Here is a 13,375-nt window from a genome sequence, read left to right as displayed (position 1 = left end):
GGGCTGAACGGGTATCGCCCAGCTCCAACTGAAAAAGTTAAAGGAAGAAACATGCCGCGTCGTCGCGAAGTTCCCAAGCGGGAAGTGTTGCCGGATCCGAAGTTCGGCAACGTTGATGTAGCTAAGTTCATGAACGTGCTGATGCTCTCGGGCAAGAAGTCGGTGGCCGAGCGTATCGTCTATGGCGCTTTCGAACAGATCCAGACGAAGGGTGGCAAGGACCCGCTGGAAGTGTTCACGGTGGCGCTCAACAACGTGAAGCCGGTGGTGGAAGTGAAGAGCCGCCGCGTTGGTGGGGCGAACTACCAGGTTCCGGTCGAAGTGCGTCCGTCGCGTCGTATGGCATTGGCGATGCGTTGGTTGCGCGAGGCCGCGAAAAAGCGCAGCGAGAAATCGATGGCGTTGCGTCTCGCCGGTGAGTTGCAGGAAGCCGCGGAAGGCCGCGGCGGCGCGATGAAGAAGCGCGACGAAGTCCACCGGATGGCCGAGGCCAACAAGGCATTCTCGCATTTCCGTTTCTAAGCCGCGTTTCCAAGCTGTTTCGCTGGCTCAATCGGAAAAAAATTCCGGGCGGGTGCGCTCTTTGGCGCCTCGCCCGTTTGTGTTAGGCGCGAAGACTTTTTCTTACGCTTCGCGCGATCCAATAGAGGATAAAAGTGGCTCGTAAGACACCCATCGAGCGCTACCGCAACATCGGTATCAGCGCACACATCGACGCCGGCAAGACGACGACGACCGAGCGCATTCTGTTTTACACCGGCGTGAACCACAAGATCGGCGAGGTTCACGACGGCGCGGCAACCATGGACTGGATGGAGCAGGAGCAGGAGCGTGGCATCACGATCACGTCCGCTGCGACCACCGCGTTCTGGAAGGGCATGGGCAACAACTATCCCGAGCACCGCATCAACATCATCGACACCCCGGGGCACGTCGACTTCACGATTGAAGTGGAGCGCTCGATGCGCGTGCTCGACGGCGCGTGCATGGTGTACTGCGCGGTGGGCGGCGTGCAGCCGCAGTCGGAAACCGTGTGGCGTCAGGCCAACAAGTACAAGGTGCCCCGCCTCGCGTTCGTCAACAAGATGGACCGCACCGGCGCGAACTTCTTCAAGGTCTACGACCAGTTGAAGACGCGTCTGAAGGCGAACCCGGTGCCCGTCGTGGTGCCGATCGGCTCGGAAGAGAACTTCAAGGGCGTGGTCGATCTCCTGAAGATGAAGGCGATCATTTGGGACGAGGCCTCGCAAGGCACGAAGTTCGACTACGTCGACATTCCGGCCGAACTGCTCGAGACGTGCAACGAGTGGCGCGAGAAGATGATCGAGTCGGCCGCCGAAGCAAACGAAGAGCTGATGGAAAAGTACCTCGGCGGCGAGCAGCTGACCGAAGCCGAGATCGTCAAGGCGCTGCGTGACCGTACGATCGCGTGCGAAATCCAGCCGATGCTCTGCGGCACCGCGTTCAAGAACAAGGGCGTGCAGCGCATGCTCGACGCCGTGATCGACTTCCTGCCTTCGCCGGTCGACATTCCGCCGGTCAAGGGCGAACTCGAGAATGGCGATTCGGCTGAGCGCAAGGCTTCGGACGAAGAGAAGTTCTCGGCACTCGCGTTCAAGATCATGACGGACCCGTTCGTCGGCCAGTTGATCTTCTTCCGCGTGTACTCGGGCGTCGTCAATTCGGGCGACACGGTGCTCAATTCGACGAAGGACAAGAAGGAGCGTCTCGGCCGGATTCTGCAGATGCACGCGAATCAGCGCGAGGAAATCAAGGAAGTGCGCGCGGGCGATATCGCCGCCGCCGTCGGCCTGAAGGAAGCGACGACGGGCGACACGCTGTGCGATCCGCAGCACCCGATCGTGCTCGAGCGCATGGTGTTCCCGGAGCCCGTGATTTCGCAGGCCGTGGAGCCGAAGACGAAGGCCGACCAGGAGAAGATGGGCCTGGCGCTGAACCGTCTCGCTCAGGAAGATCCGTCGTTCCGCGTGCAAACGGACGAAGAATCGGGCCAGACGATCATCTCGGGCATGGGCGAGCTGCACCTCGAAATTCTCGTCGACCGGATGAAGCGCGAGTTCAACGTCGAGGCGACCGTCGGCAAGCCGCAGGTGGCGTATCGCGAAACGATCCGCGCGACGGCGTCGGATGTCGAAGGCAAGTTCGTCAAGCAGTCGGGCGGCCGCGGCCAGTACGGTCACGCCGTGATCACGCTCGAGCCGAACGAGCAGGGCAAGGGTTACGAGTTCCTCGACGAGATCAAGGGCGGCGTGATTCCGCGCGAGTACATTCCGGCGGTCGACAAGGGTATCCAGGACACGCTCAAGAGCGGCGTGCTCGCGGGGTTCCCGGTCGTCGACGTGAAGGTGCACCTGACATTCGGTTCGTACCACGACGTCGACTCGAACGAAAACGCATTCCGCATGGCCGGCTCGATGGCCTTCAAGGAAGCGATGCGTAAGGCGAGCCCGGTCATCCTCGAGCCGATGATGGCCGTGGAAGTCGAAACGCCGGAAGACTACATGGGTAACGTGATGGGCGACCTGTCGGGCCGTCGCGGCATCGTGCAGGGCATGGAAGACATGGTCGGCGGCGGCAAGATCGTTCGCGCCGAAGTGCCGCTGTCGGAAATGTTCGGCTACTCGACGTCGCTGCGCTCGCTGACGCAGGGTCGCGCGACGTATACGATGGAGTTCAAGCATTACGCCGAGGCACCGCGCAACGTTGCTGACGCGATCATCAGCGCAAAGGCGAAGTAAAGCCATACGGCTGATCCTTCTCATCGACCACTTTTTTGAAAGAAGCGAATCATGGCAAAAGAGAAATTTGAGCGGACCAAGCCGCACGTGAACGTCGGCACGATTGGTCACGTCGATCATGGCAAGACGACGCTGACGGCGGCGATCGCGACGGTGTTGTCGGCGAAGTTCGGCGGCGAAGCGAAGAAGTACGACGAAATCGACGCGGCACCGGAAGAAAAGGCGCGCGGCATCACGATCAACACGGCGCACATCGAGTACGAGACGGCCAACCGTCACTACGCGCACGTGGACTGCCCGGGTCACGCGGACTACGTGAAGAACATGATCACGGGCGCGGCGCAGATGGACGGCGCCATCCTGGTGTGCTCGGCCGCTGACGGCCCGATGCCGCAAACGCGCGAGCACATTCTGCTGGCGCGCCAGGTGGGCGTGCCGTACATCATCGTGTTCCTGAACAAGTGCGACATGGTGGACGACGCGGAACTGCTCGAGCTGGTGGAAATGGAAGTGCGCGAGCTGCTGTCGAAGTACGACTTCCCGGGCGACGACACGCCGATCATCAAGGGCTCGGCGAAGCTGGCGCTGGAAGGCGACAAGGGCGAGCTGGGTGAAGTGGCGATCATGAACCTGGCCGACGCGCTGGACACGTACATCCCGACGCCGGAGCGCGCAGTGGACGGTGCGTTCCTGATGCCGGTGGAAGACGTGTTCTCGATCTCGGGCCGCGGCACGGTGGTGACGGGTCGCGTGGAGCGTGGCGTGATCAAGGTCGGTGAGGAAATCGAAATCGTCGGTATCAAGCCGACGCTGAAGACGACCTGCACGGGCGTGGAAATGTTCCGCAAGCTGCTGGACCAAGGTCAGGCAGGCGACAACGTGGGTATCCTGCTGCGCGGCACGAAGCGTGAAGAAGTGGAGCGCGGCCAGGTTCTGGCCAAGCCGGGTTCGATCACGCCGCACACGCACTTCACGGCTGAAGTGTACGTGCTGAGCAAGGACGAAGGCGGCCGTCACACGCCGTTCTTCAACAACTACCGTCCGCAGTTCTACTTCCGTACGACGGACGTGACGGGCTCGATCGAGCTGCCGAAGGACAAGGAAATGGTGATGCCGGGCGACAACGTGTCGATCACGGTCAAGCTGATCGCCCCGATCGCCATGGAAGAAGGTCTGCGCTTCGCTATCCGTGAAGGCGGCCGTACCGTCGGCGCAGGTGTCGTTGCAAAGATCATCGAGTAAAATCGAGGATTCGCGGATTTCGCGCACGGCCTCACGGCATGCGCGGGATCCGCGTCGCGGCAAAATGCAGTGCCCGGAGCCGGGCGCTCGCCCCCAAGGCGTGAACCCGGCTCTACGTTCTTTCTTTAATTCGGCGGTGCAAAGCCGCCTCGCTCTTTCCAAGGAATCGCCATGCAGCAGAACCAGAAAATCCGCATTCGCCTGAAGGCCTTCGACTATCGCCTGATCGATCAGTCGGCTGCCGAGATCGTCGAGACGGCGAAGCGGACTGGCGCGATCGTCCGTGGCCCGGTGCCGCTGCCGACTCGCATCCAGCGTTTCGATATCCTGCGCTCGCCGCACGTCAACAAGACGTCGCGCGACCAGCTCGAAATTCGCACGCACCAGCGCCTGATGGACATCGTCGACCCGACGGACAAGACCGTCGACGCGTTGATGAAGCTCGATCTGCCGGCCGGTGTGGACGTCGAGATCAAGCTGCAGTAAAGGTTTGCGGCCGCTGCCCGCTCCGGATTTCGGGGCGGGCGGCGGTAAGTCTTTGATTGCTTGCGAAAAAAGAAAGGCCTCGCTATAATGCTAGGCTTTTCGCGCATTCGCGCAAAAAGTCGGTGCCAAACTGTCGGGCGGCAAGTGCCGCGCGGCAGCCTGCGGCGAAGCATGTCAGGTGGGTTTCGACATGCGTGCAGGCAAGCATTTGTGCGGTGCCGACACCTTGTAAATTAGCCCCGGCCAATCGCAGTCGGGAATGGAGAAAACGATGAGCCTTGGACTCGTAGGTCGCAAGGTTGGCATGACCCGTATCTTCACGGCTGAAGGGGATTCGATTCCCGTCACCGTGCTGGACGTGTCCGACAACCGCGTGACGCAGATCAAGACCGTTGAAACGGATGGTTATACCGCCGTTCAGGTGGCTTTCGGCAAGCGCCGTGCGTCGCGCGTGACGAAGCCGCTGGCAGGTCACCTCGCCAAAGCCGGTGTCGAAGCCGGCGAAATCCTCAAGGAATTCAAGATCGATGCCGCAAAGGCTGCCGAGCTCGCTGTCGGCAAGCCCGTGGGTATCGACCTTTTCGAAGTAGGTCAGAAGATCGACGTGCAAGGCGTGTCGATCGGTAAGGGCTACGCCGGTACGATCAAGCGCTACAACTTCAGCTCGGGCCGCGCAACGCACGGTAACTCGCGTTCGCACAATGTCCCGGGTTCGATCGGTATGGCGCAGGATCCGGGCCGCGTGTTCCCCGGCAAGCGCATGACCGGTCACATGGGTGACGAGACGGTCACGGTGCAGAACCTCGAAATCGCTCGTATCGACGCCGATCGTCAGTTGCTGCTCGTCAAGGGCGCAGTGCCTGGCGCGAAGGGTGGCAAAGTTTTCGTGACGCCGGCAGTGAAGGCGCGTGCCGTGAAAGGAGCGAAATAATGGAACTCAAGCTCCTGAATGCGAATGGTCAGGAAGGTACTGGCGTGAGCGCGTCGGACGTGGTGTTCGGCCGCGATTACAACGAAGCCCTGATTCACCAGATCGTCGTTGCTTACCAGGCGAACGCGCGCAGCGGCAACCGCGCGCAGAAGGATCGCGAACAGGTCAAGCACACGACCAAGAAGCCATGGCGCCAGAAGGGTACGGGCCGTGCCCGTGCCGGTATGTCGTCGAGCCCGCTGTGGCGCGGCGGTGGTCGCATCTTCCCGAACTCGCCCGAAGAAAACTTCGCGCACAAGGTCAACAAGAAGATGCATCGCGCAGGCCTCTGCTCGATCTTCTCGCAGCTCGCCCGTGAAGGCCGCCTCTCGGTTGTCGATGACATCGTTCTCGAAGCGCCGAAGACGAAGCTGCTGGCTGAAAAATTCAAGGCCATGGGTCTCGACTCCGTGCTGGTCATCACCGACACGGTCGACGAGAACCTGTACCTCGCGTCGCGCAACCTGGCCAATGTGGCCGTTGTCGAGCCGCGTTACGCCGACCCGCTCTCGCTGATCTACTTCAAGAAAGTGCTGATCACGAAGGCTGCGGTCGCCCAGATCGAGGAGTTGCTGTCATGAGCGAGATTCGCAAGAACGATCATCGTTTGATGCAGGTCCTGCTCGCGCCGGTGATCTCCGAAAAGGCGACGCTGGTGGCCGACAAGAACGAGCAGGTCGTGTTCGAGATCGCACCCGATGCGACGAAGCAGGAAGTGAAGGCCGCCGTTGAGCTGCTGTTCAAGGTGGAAGTCGATTCCGTCAACGTGCTGAACGTGAAGGGCAAGGCCAAGCGCTTTGGCCGCTTCATGGGCAAGCGCAAGGACGTGAGGAAGGCGTACGTCTGCCTGAAGCCCGGCCAGGAAATCAACTTTGAAGCGGAGGCCAAGTAATCATGGCAATCGTAAAAGTTAAGCCGACCTCGCCGGGTCGCCGCGCGATGGTGAAGGTGGTCAACAAGAATCTGCACAAGGGTAAGCCGCACGCCGCGCTGCTCGAAACGCAGAGCAAGGCTGCCGGCCGTAACAACAACGGCCATATCACGACGCGCCACCAGGGCGGCGGTCACAAGCAGCACTACCGCGTCATCGATTTCCGTCGCACGAAAGACGGCATTCCGGCGAAGGTCGAGCGTCTCGAGTACGACCCGAACCGCAGCGCGAATATCGCGCTCGTGCTGTACGCAGACGGCGAACGCCGCTACATCATCGCGTCGAAGGGCATGACGGTCGGCCAGCAGCTGATGTCTGGCTCCGAAGCGCCGATCCGCGCGGGCAACACGCTGCCGATCCGCAACATCCCGGTCGGTACGACGATCCACTGCATCGAAATGCTGCCGGGCAAGGGCGCGCAAATGGCGCGTTCGGCCGGTACCTCGGCGATGCTGCTGGCACGTGAAGGCACCTACGCGCAGGTTCGTCTGCGCTCGGGCGAAATCCGCCGCGTGCACATCGAGTGCCGCGCGACGATCGGTGAAGTGGGCAACGAAGAGCACAGCCTGCGTCAGATCGGCAAGGCTGGCGCAAACCGCTGGCGCGGTATCCGTCCGACGGTGCGTGGCGTGGCGATGAACCCGGTCGATCACCCGCACGGCGGCGGCGAAGGCCGTACCGCTGCAGGCCGCCATCCGGTGAGCCCGTGGGGTCAGCAGACGAAGGGCTATCGCACCCGCAGCAACAAGCGCACGACGACGATGATCGTCCAGCGCCGTCACAAGCGTTAAGGAGTAGGCAATGGCACGTTCTGTTAAAAAAGGTCCGTTCTGCGACGCCCATTTGCTGAAGAAAGTTGAGGCGGCTGCAGCTTCGCGCGACAAGAAGCCGATCAAGACCTGGTCACGTCGTTCGACGATTCTCCCGGACTTCATCGGCCTGACGATCGCCGTCCACAACGGCCGTCAACACGTTCCGGTGTACATCTCGGAAAACATGGTCGGCCATAAGCTTGGCGAGTTCGCACTGACCCGTACGTTCAAGGGTCACGCGGCCGACAAGAAGGCCAAGAAATAAGGGGCAATCAAGATGGAAGTGAAAGCAATTCATCGCGGTGCCCGCATCTCGGCGCAGAAAACGCGCCTTGTGGCCGACCAGATCCGCGGTTTGCCGGTCGACAAGGCGCTGAACGTCCTGACGTTCTCGCCGAAGAAGGCGGCTGGCATCGTGAAGAAGGTCGTGCTGTCGGCGATCGCGAATGCGGAGCACAACGAAGGCGCCGATATCGACGAGCTCAAGATCAAGAGCATCTACGTCGACAAGGCCGCCTCGCTGAAGCGTTTTACCGCGCGCGCCAAAGGCCGCGGCAATCGCATCGAGAAGCAATCCTGTCACATCACTGTGACGGTCGGGAATTAAGGGGTCACACGATGGGACAGAAAATTCATCCGACTGGCTTCCGTCTGGCCGTCAGCCGCAATTGGGCTTCGCGTTGGTACGCGAACAACAACAATTTCGCGGCGATGCTCCAGGAAGACATCGGTGTTCGTGAGTATTTGAAGAAGAAGCTGAAGAACGCTTCGGTTGGCCGCGTGGTCATCGAGCGTCCGGCGAAGAACGCGCGCATCACGATTTTCAGCTCGCGTCCTGGCGTCGTCATCGGCAAGAAGGGTGAGGATATCGAACTGTTGAAGTCGGAACTGCAGCGCCGCATGGGCGTGCCGGTCCACGTCAACATCGAGGAAATCCGCAAGCCGGAAACCGATGCTCAACTGATCGCCGATTCGATCACGCAACAGCTCGAGCGCCGGATCATGTTCCGCCGCGCGATGAAGCGTGCGATGCAAAACGCCATGCGTCTTGGTGCCCAGGGCATCAAGATCATGAGCGCCGGCCGTCTGAACGGCATCGAAATCGCCCGTACCGAGTGGTACCGCGAAGGCCGCGTGCCGCTGCACACGCTGCGCGCAGACATCGACTACGCGACCTCGGAAGCGAAGACGACGTACGGCATCATCGGCGTGAAGGTGTGGGTCTACAAGGGCGACACGCTCGGCCGCAACGACGCGCCTGTCGTCGAGGAAGCGCCGGAAGAAAAGCGTCCGCGCCGTAACGCACGCCCGGGCGACCGTCGTCCGCGCCGTGACGGCGAAGGTGGGGCACCGGGTGCCCGCCGTGGTGGCCCGCGTCGCGGTGGTGCCGGTGGCAAGCCTGAAGGCGACGGCAAGACTGGAGAATAACGATGCTGCAACCGAAACGCAGGAAGTATCGCAAAGAGCAAAAGGGTCGTAACACCGGCGTCGCGACACGCGGCAACGCCGTGTCGTTCGGTGAGTTTGGCCTGAAGGCTATCGGTCGCGGCCGTTTGACCGCGCGTCAAATCGAGGCGGCGCGTCGTGCCATGACGCGTCACATCAAGCGCGGCGGCCGCATCTGGATTCGCATTTTCCCGGACAAGCCGATCTCGCAAAAGCCGGCCGAAGTACGGATGGGTAACGGTAAGGGTAACCCGGAGTACTACGTCGCCGAGATTCAGCCGGGCAAGATGCTGTACGAAATGGATGGCGTATCCGAAGAGTTGGCGCGTGAAGCGTTCCGTCTGGCTGCAGCCAAGCTGCCGCTGAAGACGAGCTTCATCGTTCGCCAGCTCGGCGCCTAAGGAGCAAAGATGAAGGCTTCCGAACTTCACCAGAAAGACAAGGACGCACTCAACAAGGAGCTGTCGGACCTGTTGAAAGCGCAATTCGGCCTGCGCATGCAACTCGCGACGCAGCAGCTCACGAATACGAGCCAGCTGAAGAAGGTTCGTCGCGACATCGCGCGCGTGCGCACCGTCCTGACCGAGAAGGCGAACCAGAAATGAACGATAGCGTGAACACCCTCAAGCGGACGCTGGTCGGCAAGGTCGTCAGCAACAAGATGGACAAGACGGTCACCGTGCTGGTCGAGCACCGCGTGAAGCACCCGATCTACGGCAAGTACGTCGTGCGTTCGAAGAAGTACCACGCGCATGACGAGGCGAACACGTACAACGAAGGCGATCTCGTCGAAATTCAGGAATCGCGTCCGATTTCGAAGACGAAGGCCTGGACCGTGTCGCGCCTGGTCGAAGCTGCGCGCGTGATCTAAGCGCCAAGCCCCGTTGGCTGGCGGCCGGCCCCGAAAGGGGCGGGGAAGTCGGAAGATCCCGGCTTTTCCCAAAAAGGCGGCCAACGGCGGGCGAACGGCTACCGCAGCCCCACCGCCCGGTGAGCGGCGGCAGAAGTCGTTGAAATAGCAGTAGATTTTGCTTGCAAGACCGGGGTTATTTGTTATAATCTCGGTCTTCCCTCTTTATGGGATCCGTTGCGGACGAAGTGGAAGAAGGGAAGCGGCGAGCGCTAGCTCGTTGTGAAGGATTCACTCGATTGCGATGGCGGTTTCGCATGCCGTCGCTGCTGTTCCAACCCAAGCAGCTGAGCAGCCAGAAGTAACAGCGGCGCGGCTGACGGGACCAAGACTGACCGGCTGAACCATGGTGGTGCAGGCGGATTAAGTTGGGAAAGATAAACCATGATCCAGACCGAATCTCGGCTTGAAGTGGCCGATAACACGGGTGCGCGTGAAGTCATGTGCATCAAGGTGCTCGGCGGCTCGAAGCGTCGTTACGCCAACATCGGCGACATCATCAAGGTGAGCGTCAAAGAGGCAACGCCGCGCGGGCGCGTGAAGAAAGGCGAAATCTACAACGCCGTGGTCGTTCGTACGGCCAAGGGCGTGCGCCGCCAGGACGGCTCACTGATCAAGTTCGACGGCAATGCCGCCGTCCTTCTGAACAACAAGCTCGAGCCCATCGGCACCCGTATCTTCGGGCCGGTCACGCGTGAGCTGCGCAGCGAACGGTTCATGAAGATCGTTTCGCTCGCGCCGGAAGTGCTGTAAGGAGTCGCGATGAACAAGATTCGCAAGGGTGACGAAGTTCTCGTCATTACCGGCAAGGACAAGGGCAAGCGCGGTGTGGTGCTCGCCGTCGCTGACGATCGTGTGACGGTCGAGGGCATCAACCTCGTCAAGAAGCACGTGAAGCCGAACCCGATGAAGGGTACGACCGGCGGTGTGGAAGCCAAGGCGATGTCGCTGCATGTTTCGAACGTCGCGCTCGTCGACGCGAACGGCAAGGCTTCGCGCGTTGGCATCAAGGTCGAGGACGGCAAGAAAGTCCGTTTCCTGAAAACGACCGGCGCCGTGGTCGGTGCTTGACGCTGCGGAGTAAAAAATGGCTCGTTTGCAAGAGTTTTACAAAGAGAAGGTTGTACCCGGCCTCATCGAGAAGTTCGGTTACAAGTCGGTCATGGAAGTGCCGCGCATCACCAAGATCACCCTGAACATGGGTCTTGGCGAAGCCGTCGCGGACAAGAAGATCATCGAGACCGCCGTGGGCGACCTCACGAAGATCGCCGGCCAGAAGCCTGTCGTTACGAAGGCTCGCAAAGCAATTGCCGGCTTCAAGATTCGTCAGGGTTACCCGATCGGCGCGATGGTCACGCTGCGTGGCCGCGCGATGTACGAATTCCTCGATCGTTTCGTCACGGTGGCACTGCCCCGCGTGCGTGACTTCCGTGGTGTGTCGGGTCGTGCGTTCGACGGTCGCGGCAACTACAACATCGGCGTGAAAGAGCAGATCATTTTCCCCGAAATCGACTACGACAAGATCGACGCGCTGCGTGGGCTGAACATCAGCATCACGACGACTGCGAAGACTGACGACGAAGCCAAGGCACTGCTCGCCAGCTTCAAGTTCCCGTTCAGAAACTGAGGTTACCGTGGCTAAACTGGCACTGATCGAACGTGAAAAGAAGCGCGCCCGCCTGGCTGCGAAGTTCGCACCGAAGCGCGAAGCGCTGAAGGCGATCATCGACGACCAATCGAAGTCGGAAGAAGAGCGCTACGCAGCTCGCCTCGAGCTGCAACAACTGCCCCGCAATGCGAACCCGACGCGCAAGCGCAATCGCTGCGCGATCACGGGCCGTCCGCGCGGCACGTTCCGCAAATTCGGACTGGCACGCAACAAGATTCGTGAAATCGCGTTCCGCGGCGAGATCCCCGGCCTCACCAAGGCGAGCTGGTAATAGGAGAAACATAAATGAGCATGAGTGATCCTATCGCCGATATGCTGACTCGCATCCGCAACGCGCAGATGGTCGAGAAAGTCTCGGTGACGATGCCCTCGTCGAAAGTGAAGGTGGCGATTGCACAAGTCCTGAAGGACGAAGGCTATATCGACGACTTCGCTGTGAAGTCGGATGGTGTGAAGGCGGAATTGAACATCGCGTTGAAGTACTACGCGGGCCGTCCGGTCATCGAGCGCCTCGAGCGCGTCTCGAAGCCCGGCCTGCGCGTGTACCGCGGTCGCAACGACATCCCGCAGGTCATGAATGGCCTCGGTGTGGCGATCGTCTCGACGCCCAAGGGTGTGATGACCGATCGCAAGGCGCGTGCAAACGGCGTCGGCGGTGAAGTCATCTGCTACGTCGCTTAACGCCGAAAGAGGAGAGGAAACATGTCTCGAGTAGGTAAAAGCCCGGTTGCGCTGCAAGGCGCCGAAGTGAAGATCGCTGACGGTCTCATCACCGTGAAGGGCGCGCTCGGTACGATTTCGCAAGCTCTCAACAAGCTCGTGAACATCGTGGTCGACGGTGCGTTCCTGAAGTTCGAGCCCGTCGACGAGAGCCGTGAGGCGAACGCGATGTCGGGCACGATGCGCGCGATCGTCGCGAACATGGTGCACGGCGTGACGAAGGGGTTCGAGCGCAAGCTCTCCCTCGTCGGCGTGGGGTATCGTGCGCAAGCGCAAGGCGACAAGCTCAACCTGTCGCTGGGTTTCTCGCATCCCGTCGTGCATCAAATGCCCGAAGGTGTGAAGGCGGAAACTCCGACGCAAACGGAAATCGTGATCAAGGGGATCGACAAGCAGAAAGTCGGCCAAGTCGCAGCCGAAGTGCGCGGCTATCGTCCGCCTGAGCCCTATAAGGGCAAGGGCGTGCGCTATGCCGACGAGGTTGTGATCCTCAAAGAAACGAAGAAGAAGTAAGGGTGCGCAATCATGGATAAGACTCAATCTCGCCTGCGCCGCGCTCGTCAGACGCGTATCAAGATCGCCGAACTGCAGGTCGCGCGCCTTGCCGTGCACCGCACGAACACGCACATCTACGCGCAAGTGTTTTCGCCCTGCGGCACCAAGGTGCTGGCCAGCGCGTCGACGCTCGAAGCCGAAGTGCGCGCTCAGCTCGCCGATCAATCGGGCAAGGGCGGCAATGTCGCCGCTGCCACGCTGATTGGCAAGCGCATCGCGGAGAAAGCCAAGGCTGCCGGCATCGAATCCGTCGCCTTCGACCGCTCGGGTTTCCGCTACCACGGCCGCGTGAAGGCGCTGGCTGATGCGGCGCGCGAAGCCGGGCTCAAGTTCTAAGGGAAGAATTCGTCATGGCAAAGATGCAAGCGAAAGTTCAGGCTGACGAACGCGACGACGGCCTTCGCGAAAAAATGATCTCGGTCAACCGCGTGACCAAGGTCGTGAAGGGTGGCCGTATTCTCGGCTTCGCCGCACTGACCGTGGTTGGCGACGGCGATGGCCGCGTCGGCATGGGCAAGGGCAAGGCGAAGGAAGTGCCGGTCGCCGTTCAGAAGGCAATGGAGCAGGCCCGCCGCAACATGTTCAAGGTGCCGCTCAAGAACGGTACGCTGCAGCACGAAGTGCACGGCAAGCATGGCGCGTCGACGGTCCTCCTCGCGCCCGCGAAGGACGGTACCGGCGTGATCGCCGGCGGTCCGATGCGCGCTGTGTTCGACGTGATGGGTGTGCAGAACGTCGTGGCGAAGAGCCACGGTTCGACGAACCCGTACAACCTCGTTCGTGCGACGCTCGACGGTTTGCGTAAGCAGTCGACGCCGGGTGACATCGCCGCCAAGCGTGGCAAGTCGGTCGAAGAAATTTTGGGCTAAAGCCTG

At 61.0% G+C, this 13,375-nt stretch carries 22 protein-coding genes; all 22 read left to right on the top strand.

All coding sequences use genetic code 11. The features are described 5' to 3' along the window. Positions 1-51: 51 nt before the first annotated feature. Positions 52-522, top strand: a complete 471-nt coding sequence (gene rpsG / locus U0034_RS08105) for a 30S ribosomal protein S7 (RefSeq protein WP_008343817.1) — start codon at positions 52-54, stop codon at positions 520-522. A gap of 134 nt (positions 523-656) precedes the next feature. Beyond that, entirely contained in the window at positions 657-2,759 is a 2,103-nt protein-coding gene (fusA, locus tag U0034_RS08100) for an elongation factor G (RefSeq protein WP_085228324.1), read from the top strand. Between the two features lie 51 nt (positions 2,760-2,810). After that, entirely contained in the window at positions 2,811-4,001 is a 1,191-nt protein-coding gene (gene tuf, locus U0034_RS08095; protein WP_085228323.1) for an elongation factor Tu, read from the top strand. 171 nt (positions 4,002-4,172) lie between these two features. After that, entirely contained in the window at positions 4,173-4,487 is a 315-nt protein-coding gene (rpsJ, locus tag U0034_RS08090) for a 30S ribosomal protein S10 (protein WP_085228322.1), read from the top strand. A 271-nt stretch (positions 4,488-4,758) separates the two neighbouring features. Next, entirely contained in the window at positions 4,759-5,418 is a 660-nt protein-coding gene (gene rplC / locus U0034_RS08085) for a 50S ribosomal protein L3 (RefSeq protein ID WP_102623123.1), read from the top strand. Beyond that, on the top strand, positions 5,418-6,038 hold the full coding sequence (gene rplD / locus U0034_RS08080) for a 50S ribosomal protein L4 (protein WP_085228320.1): 621 nt from the start codon (positions 5,418-5,420) through the stop codon (positions 6,036-6,038). The genes rplC and rplD overlap by 1 nt, the downstream gene beginning before the upstream one ends. Beyond that, the gene (rplW, locus tag U0034_RS08075; RefSeq protein ID WP_085228319.1) at positions 6,035-6,349 is read left to right on the top strand and encodes a 50S ribosomal protein L23; all 315 of its coding nucleotides are present in this window, start codon (positions 6,035-6,037) and stop codon (positions 6,347-6,349) included. The genes rplD and rplW overlap by 4 nt, the downstream gene beginning before the upstream one ends. A gap of 2 nt (positions 6,350-6,351) precedes the next feature. Then, positions 6,352-7,179 (top strand): 50S ribosomal protein L2, encoded by an 828-nt coding sequence (gene rplB / locus U0034_RS08070; RefSeq protein ID WP_085228318.1) that lies wholly within the window; start codon positions 6,352-6,354, stop codon positions 7,177-7,179. A 10-nt stretch (positions 7,180-7,189) separates the two neighbouring features. Beyond that, complete coding sequence (rpsS, locus tag U0034_RS08065; RefSeq protein ID WP_004199273.1) at positions 7,190-7,465, top strand: 30S ribosomal protein S19; 276 nt, start codon at positions 7,190-7,192, stop codon at positions 7,463-7,465. 12 nt (positions 7,466-7,477) lie between these two features. Next, the gene (gene rplV, locus U0034_RS08060; protein WP_004199272.1) at positions 7,478-7,807 is read left to right on the top strand and encodes a 50S ribosomal protein L22; all 330 of its coding nucleotides are present in this window, start codon (positions 7,478-7,480) and stop codon (positions 7,805-7,807) included. Positions 7,808-7,818: 11 nt separating this feature from the next. Further along, the gene (rpsC, locus tag U0034_RS08055) at positions 7,819-8,628 is read left to right on the top strand and encodes a 30S ribosomal protein S3 (RefSeq protein ID WP_085228317.1); all 810 of its coding nucleotides are present in this window, start codon (positions 7,819-7,821) and stop codon (positions 8,626-8,628) included. A gap of 2 nt (positions 8,629-8,630) precedes the next feature. Then, the gene (rplP, locus tag U0034_RS08050) at positions 8,631-9,047 is read left to right on the top strand and encodes a 50S ribosomal protein L16 (protein WP_085228316.1); all 417 of its coding nucleotides are present in this window, start codon (positions 8,631-8,633) and stop codon (positions 9,045-9,047) included. A 9-nt stretch (positions 9,048-9,056) separates the two neighbouring features. Then, on the top strand, positions 9,057-9,251 hold the full coding sequence (gene rpmC, locus U0034_RS08045) for a 50S ribosomal protein L29 (protein WP_085228315.1): 195 nt from the start codon (positions 9,057-9,059) through the stop codon (positions 9,249-9,251). Further along, the gene (gene rpsQ, locus U0034_RS08040) at positions 9,248-9,517 is read left to right on the top strand and encodes a 30S ribosomal protein S17 (RefSeq protein WP_085228314.1); all 270 of its coding nucleotides are present in this window, start codon (positions 9,248-9,250) and stop codon (positions 9,515-9,517) included. The genes rpmC and rpsQ overlap by 4 nt, the downstream gene beginning before the upstream one ends. Positions 9,518-9,940: 423 nt before the next feature. After that, a complete protein-coding gene (gene rplN / locus U0034_RS08035; RefSeq protein ID WP_026229630.1) occupies positions 9,941-10,309 on the top strand; it encodes a 50S ribosomal protein L14 in 369 nt (122 codons plus the stop codon). 9 nt (positions 10,310-10,318) lie between these two features. Next, a complete protein-coding gene (rplX, locus tag U0034_RS08030) occupies positions 10,319-10,627 on the top strand; it encodes a 50S ribosomal protein L24 (RefSeq protein ID WP_085228313.1) in 309 nt (102 codons plus the stop codon). Positions 10,628-10,643: 16 nt separating this feature from the next. Beyond that, positions 10,644-11,183: a 50S ribosomal protein L5 gene (rplE, locus tag U0034_RS08025; protein WP_085228312.1), complete on the top strand. Its 540-nt coding sequence runs from the start codon at positions 10,644-10,646 to the stop codon at positions 11,181-11,183. A 7-nt stretch (positions 11,184-11,190) separates the two neighbouring features. Further along, positions 11,191-11,496 (top strand): 30S ribosomal protein S14, encoded by a 306-nt coding sequence (rpsN, locus tag U0034_RS08020; RefSeq protein ID WP_085228311.1) that lies wholly within the window; start codon positions 11,191-11,193, stop codon positions 11,494-11,496. Between the two features lie 14 nt (positions 11,497-11,510). Next, positions 11,511-11,906 carry a 30S ribosomal protein S8 gene (gene rpsH, locus U0034_RS08015; protein ID WP_085228310.1) on the top strand — a complete coding sequence of 132 codons (396 nt, stop codon included), beginning with the start codon at positions 11,511-11,513 and terminating at the stop codon, positions 11,904-11,906. Between the two features lie 21 nt (positions 11,907-11,927). Beyond that, a complete protein-coding gene (gene rplF, locus U0034_RS08010) occupies positions 11,928-12,458 on the top strand; it encodes a 50S ribosomal protein L6 (RefSeq protein WP_085228309.1) in 531 nt (176 codons plus the stop codon). A gap of 12 nt (positions 12,459-12,470) precedes the next feature. Beyond that, positions 12,471-12,836 (top strand): 50S ribosomal protein L18, encoded by a 366-nt coding sequence (gene rplR / locus U0034_RS08005; RefSeq protein ID WP_008923336.1) that lies wholly within the window; start codon positions 12,471-12,473, stop codon positions 12,834-12,836. A 14-nt stretch (positions 12,837-12,850) separates the two neighbouring features. After that, positions 12,851-13,369, top strand: a complete 519-nt coding sequence (gene rpsE / locus U0034_RS08000; protein WP_009888402.1) for a 30S ribosomal protein S5 — start codon at positions 12,851-12,853, stop codon at positions 13,367-13,369. Positions 13,370-13,375: the final 6 nt, after the last annotated feature.

Origin of the sequence: Trinickia caryophylli (assembly GCF_034424545.1) — a bacterium.
Lineage (GTDB): Bacteria > Pseudomonadota > Gammaproteobacteria > Burkholderiales > Burkholderiaceae > Trinickia > Trinickia caryophylli.
Note: the sequence above shows the minus strand (reverse complement) of the source record. Positions and strands in the feature narration are given on the sequence as shown.

What these genes read in the sequence shown, in the direction of transcription:
- tuf (WP_085228323.1), top strand. Translation starts at nt 2,811, where the DNA reads ATGGCAAAAGAGAAATTTGAGCGGACCAAGCCGCACGTGAACGTCGGC.
- rplE (WP_085228312.1), top strand. Translation starts at nt 10,644, where the DNA reads ATGGCTCGTTTGCAAGAGTTTTACAAAGAGAAGGTTGTACCCGGCCTC.
- rpsQ (WP_085228314.1), top strand. Translation starts at nt 9,248, where the DNA reads ATGAACGATAGCGTGAACACCCTCAAGCGGACGCTGGTCGGCAAGGTC.
- rpsG (WP_008343817.1), top strand. Translation starts at nt 52, where the DNA reads ATGCCGCGTCGTCGCGAAGTTCCCAAGCGGGAAGTGTTGCCGGATCCG.
- rpsE (WP_009888402.1), top strand. Translation starts at nt 12,851, where the DNA reads ATGGCAAAGATGCAAGCGAAAGTTCAGGCTGACGAACGCGACGACGGC.
- rpsH (WP_085228310.1), top strand. Translation starts at nt 11,511, where the DNA reads ATGAGCATGAGTGATCCTATCGCCGATATGCTGACTCGCATCCGCAAC.
- rpsJ (WP_085228322.1), top strand. Translation starts at nt 4,173, where the DNA reads ATGCAGCAGAACCAGAAAATCCGCATTCGCCTGAAGGCCTTCGACTAT.
- rpsC (WP_085228317.1), top strand. Translation starts at nt 7,819, where the DNA reads ATGGGACAGAAAATTCATCCGACTGGCTTCCGTCTGGCCGTCAGCCGC.
- rplX (WP_085228313.1), top strand. Translation starts at nt 10,319, where the DNA reads ATGAACAAGATTCGCAAGGGTGACGAAGTTCTCGTCATTACCGGCAAG.
- rpsS (WP_004199273.1), top strand. Translation starts at nt 7,190, where the DNA reads ATGGCACGTTCTGTTAAAAAAGGTCCGTTCTGCGACGCCCATTTGCTG.
- rplN (WP_026229630.1), top strand. Translation starts at nt 9,941, where the DNA reads ATGATCCAGACCGAATCTCGGCTTGAAGTGGCCGATAACACGGGTGCG.
- rplC (WP_102623123.1), top strand. Translation starts at nt 4,759, where the DNA reads ATGAGCCTTGGACTCGTAGGTCGCAAGGTTGGCATGACCCGTATCTTC.
- rplB (WP_085228318.1), top strand. Translation starts at nt 6,352, where the DNA reads ATGGCAATCGTAAAAGTTAAGCCGACCTCGCCGGGTCGCCGCGCGATG.
- rplD (WP_085228320.1), top strand. Translation starts at nt 5,418, where the DNA reads ATGGAACTCAAGCTCCTGAATGCGAATGGTCAGGAAGGTACTGGCGTG.
- rplF (WP_085228309.1), top strand. Translation starts at nt 11,928, where the DNA reads ATGTCTCGAGTAGGTAAAAGCCCGGTTGCGCTGCAAGGCGCCGAAGTG.
- rplV (WP_004199272.1), top strand. Translation starts at nt 7,478, where the DNA reads ATGGAAGTGAAAGCAATTCATCGCGGTGCCCGCATCTCGGCGCAGAAA.
- rpmC (WP_085228315.1), top strand. Translation starts at nt 9,057, where the DNA reads ATGAAGGCTTCCGAACTTCACCAGAAAGACAAGGACGCACTCAACAAG.
- rplP (WP_085228316.1), top strand. Translation starts at nt 8,631, where the DNA reads ATGCTGCAACCGAAACGCAGGAAGTATCGCAAAGAGCAAAAGGGTCGT.
- rplR (WP_008923336.1), top strand. Translation starts at nt 12,471, where the DNA reads ATGGATAAGACTCAATCTCGCCTGCGCCGCGCTCGTCAGACGCGTATC.
- rplW (WP_085228319.1), top strand. Translation starts at nt 6,035, where the DNA reads ATGAGCGAGATTCGCAAGAACGATCATCGTTTGATGCAGGTCCTGCTC.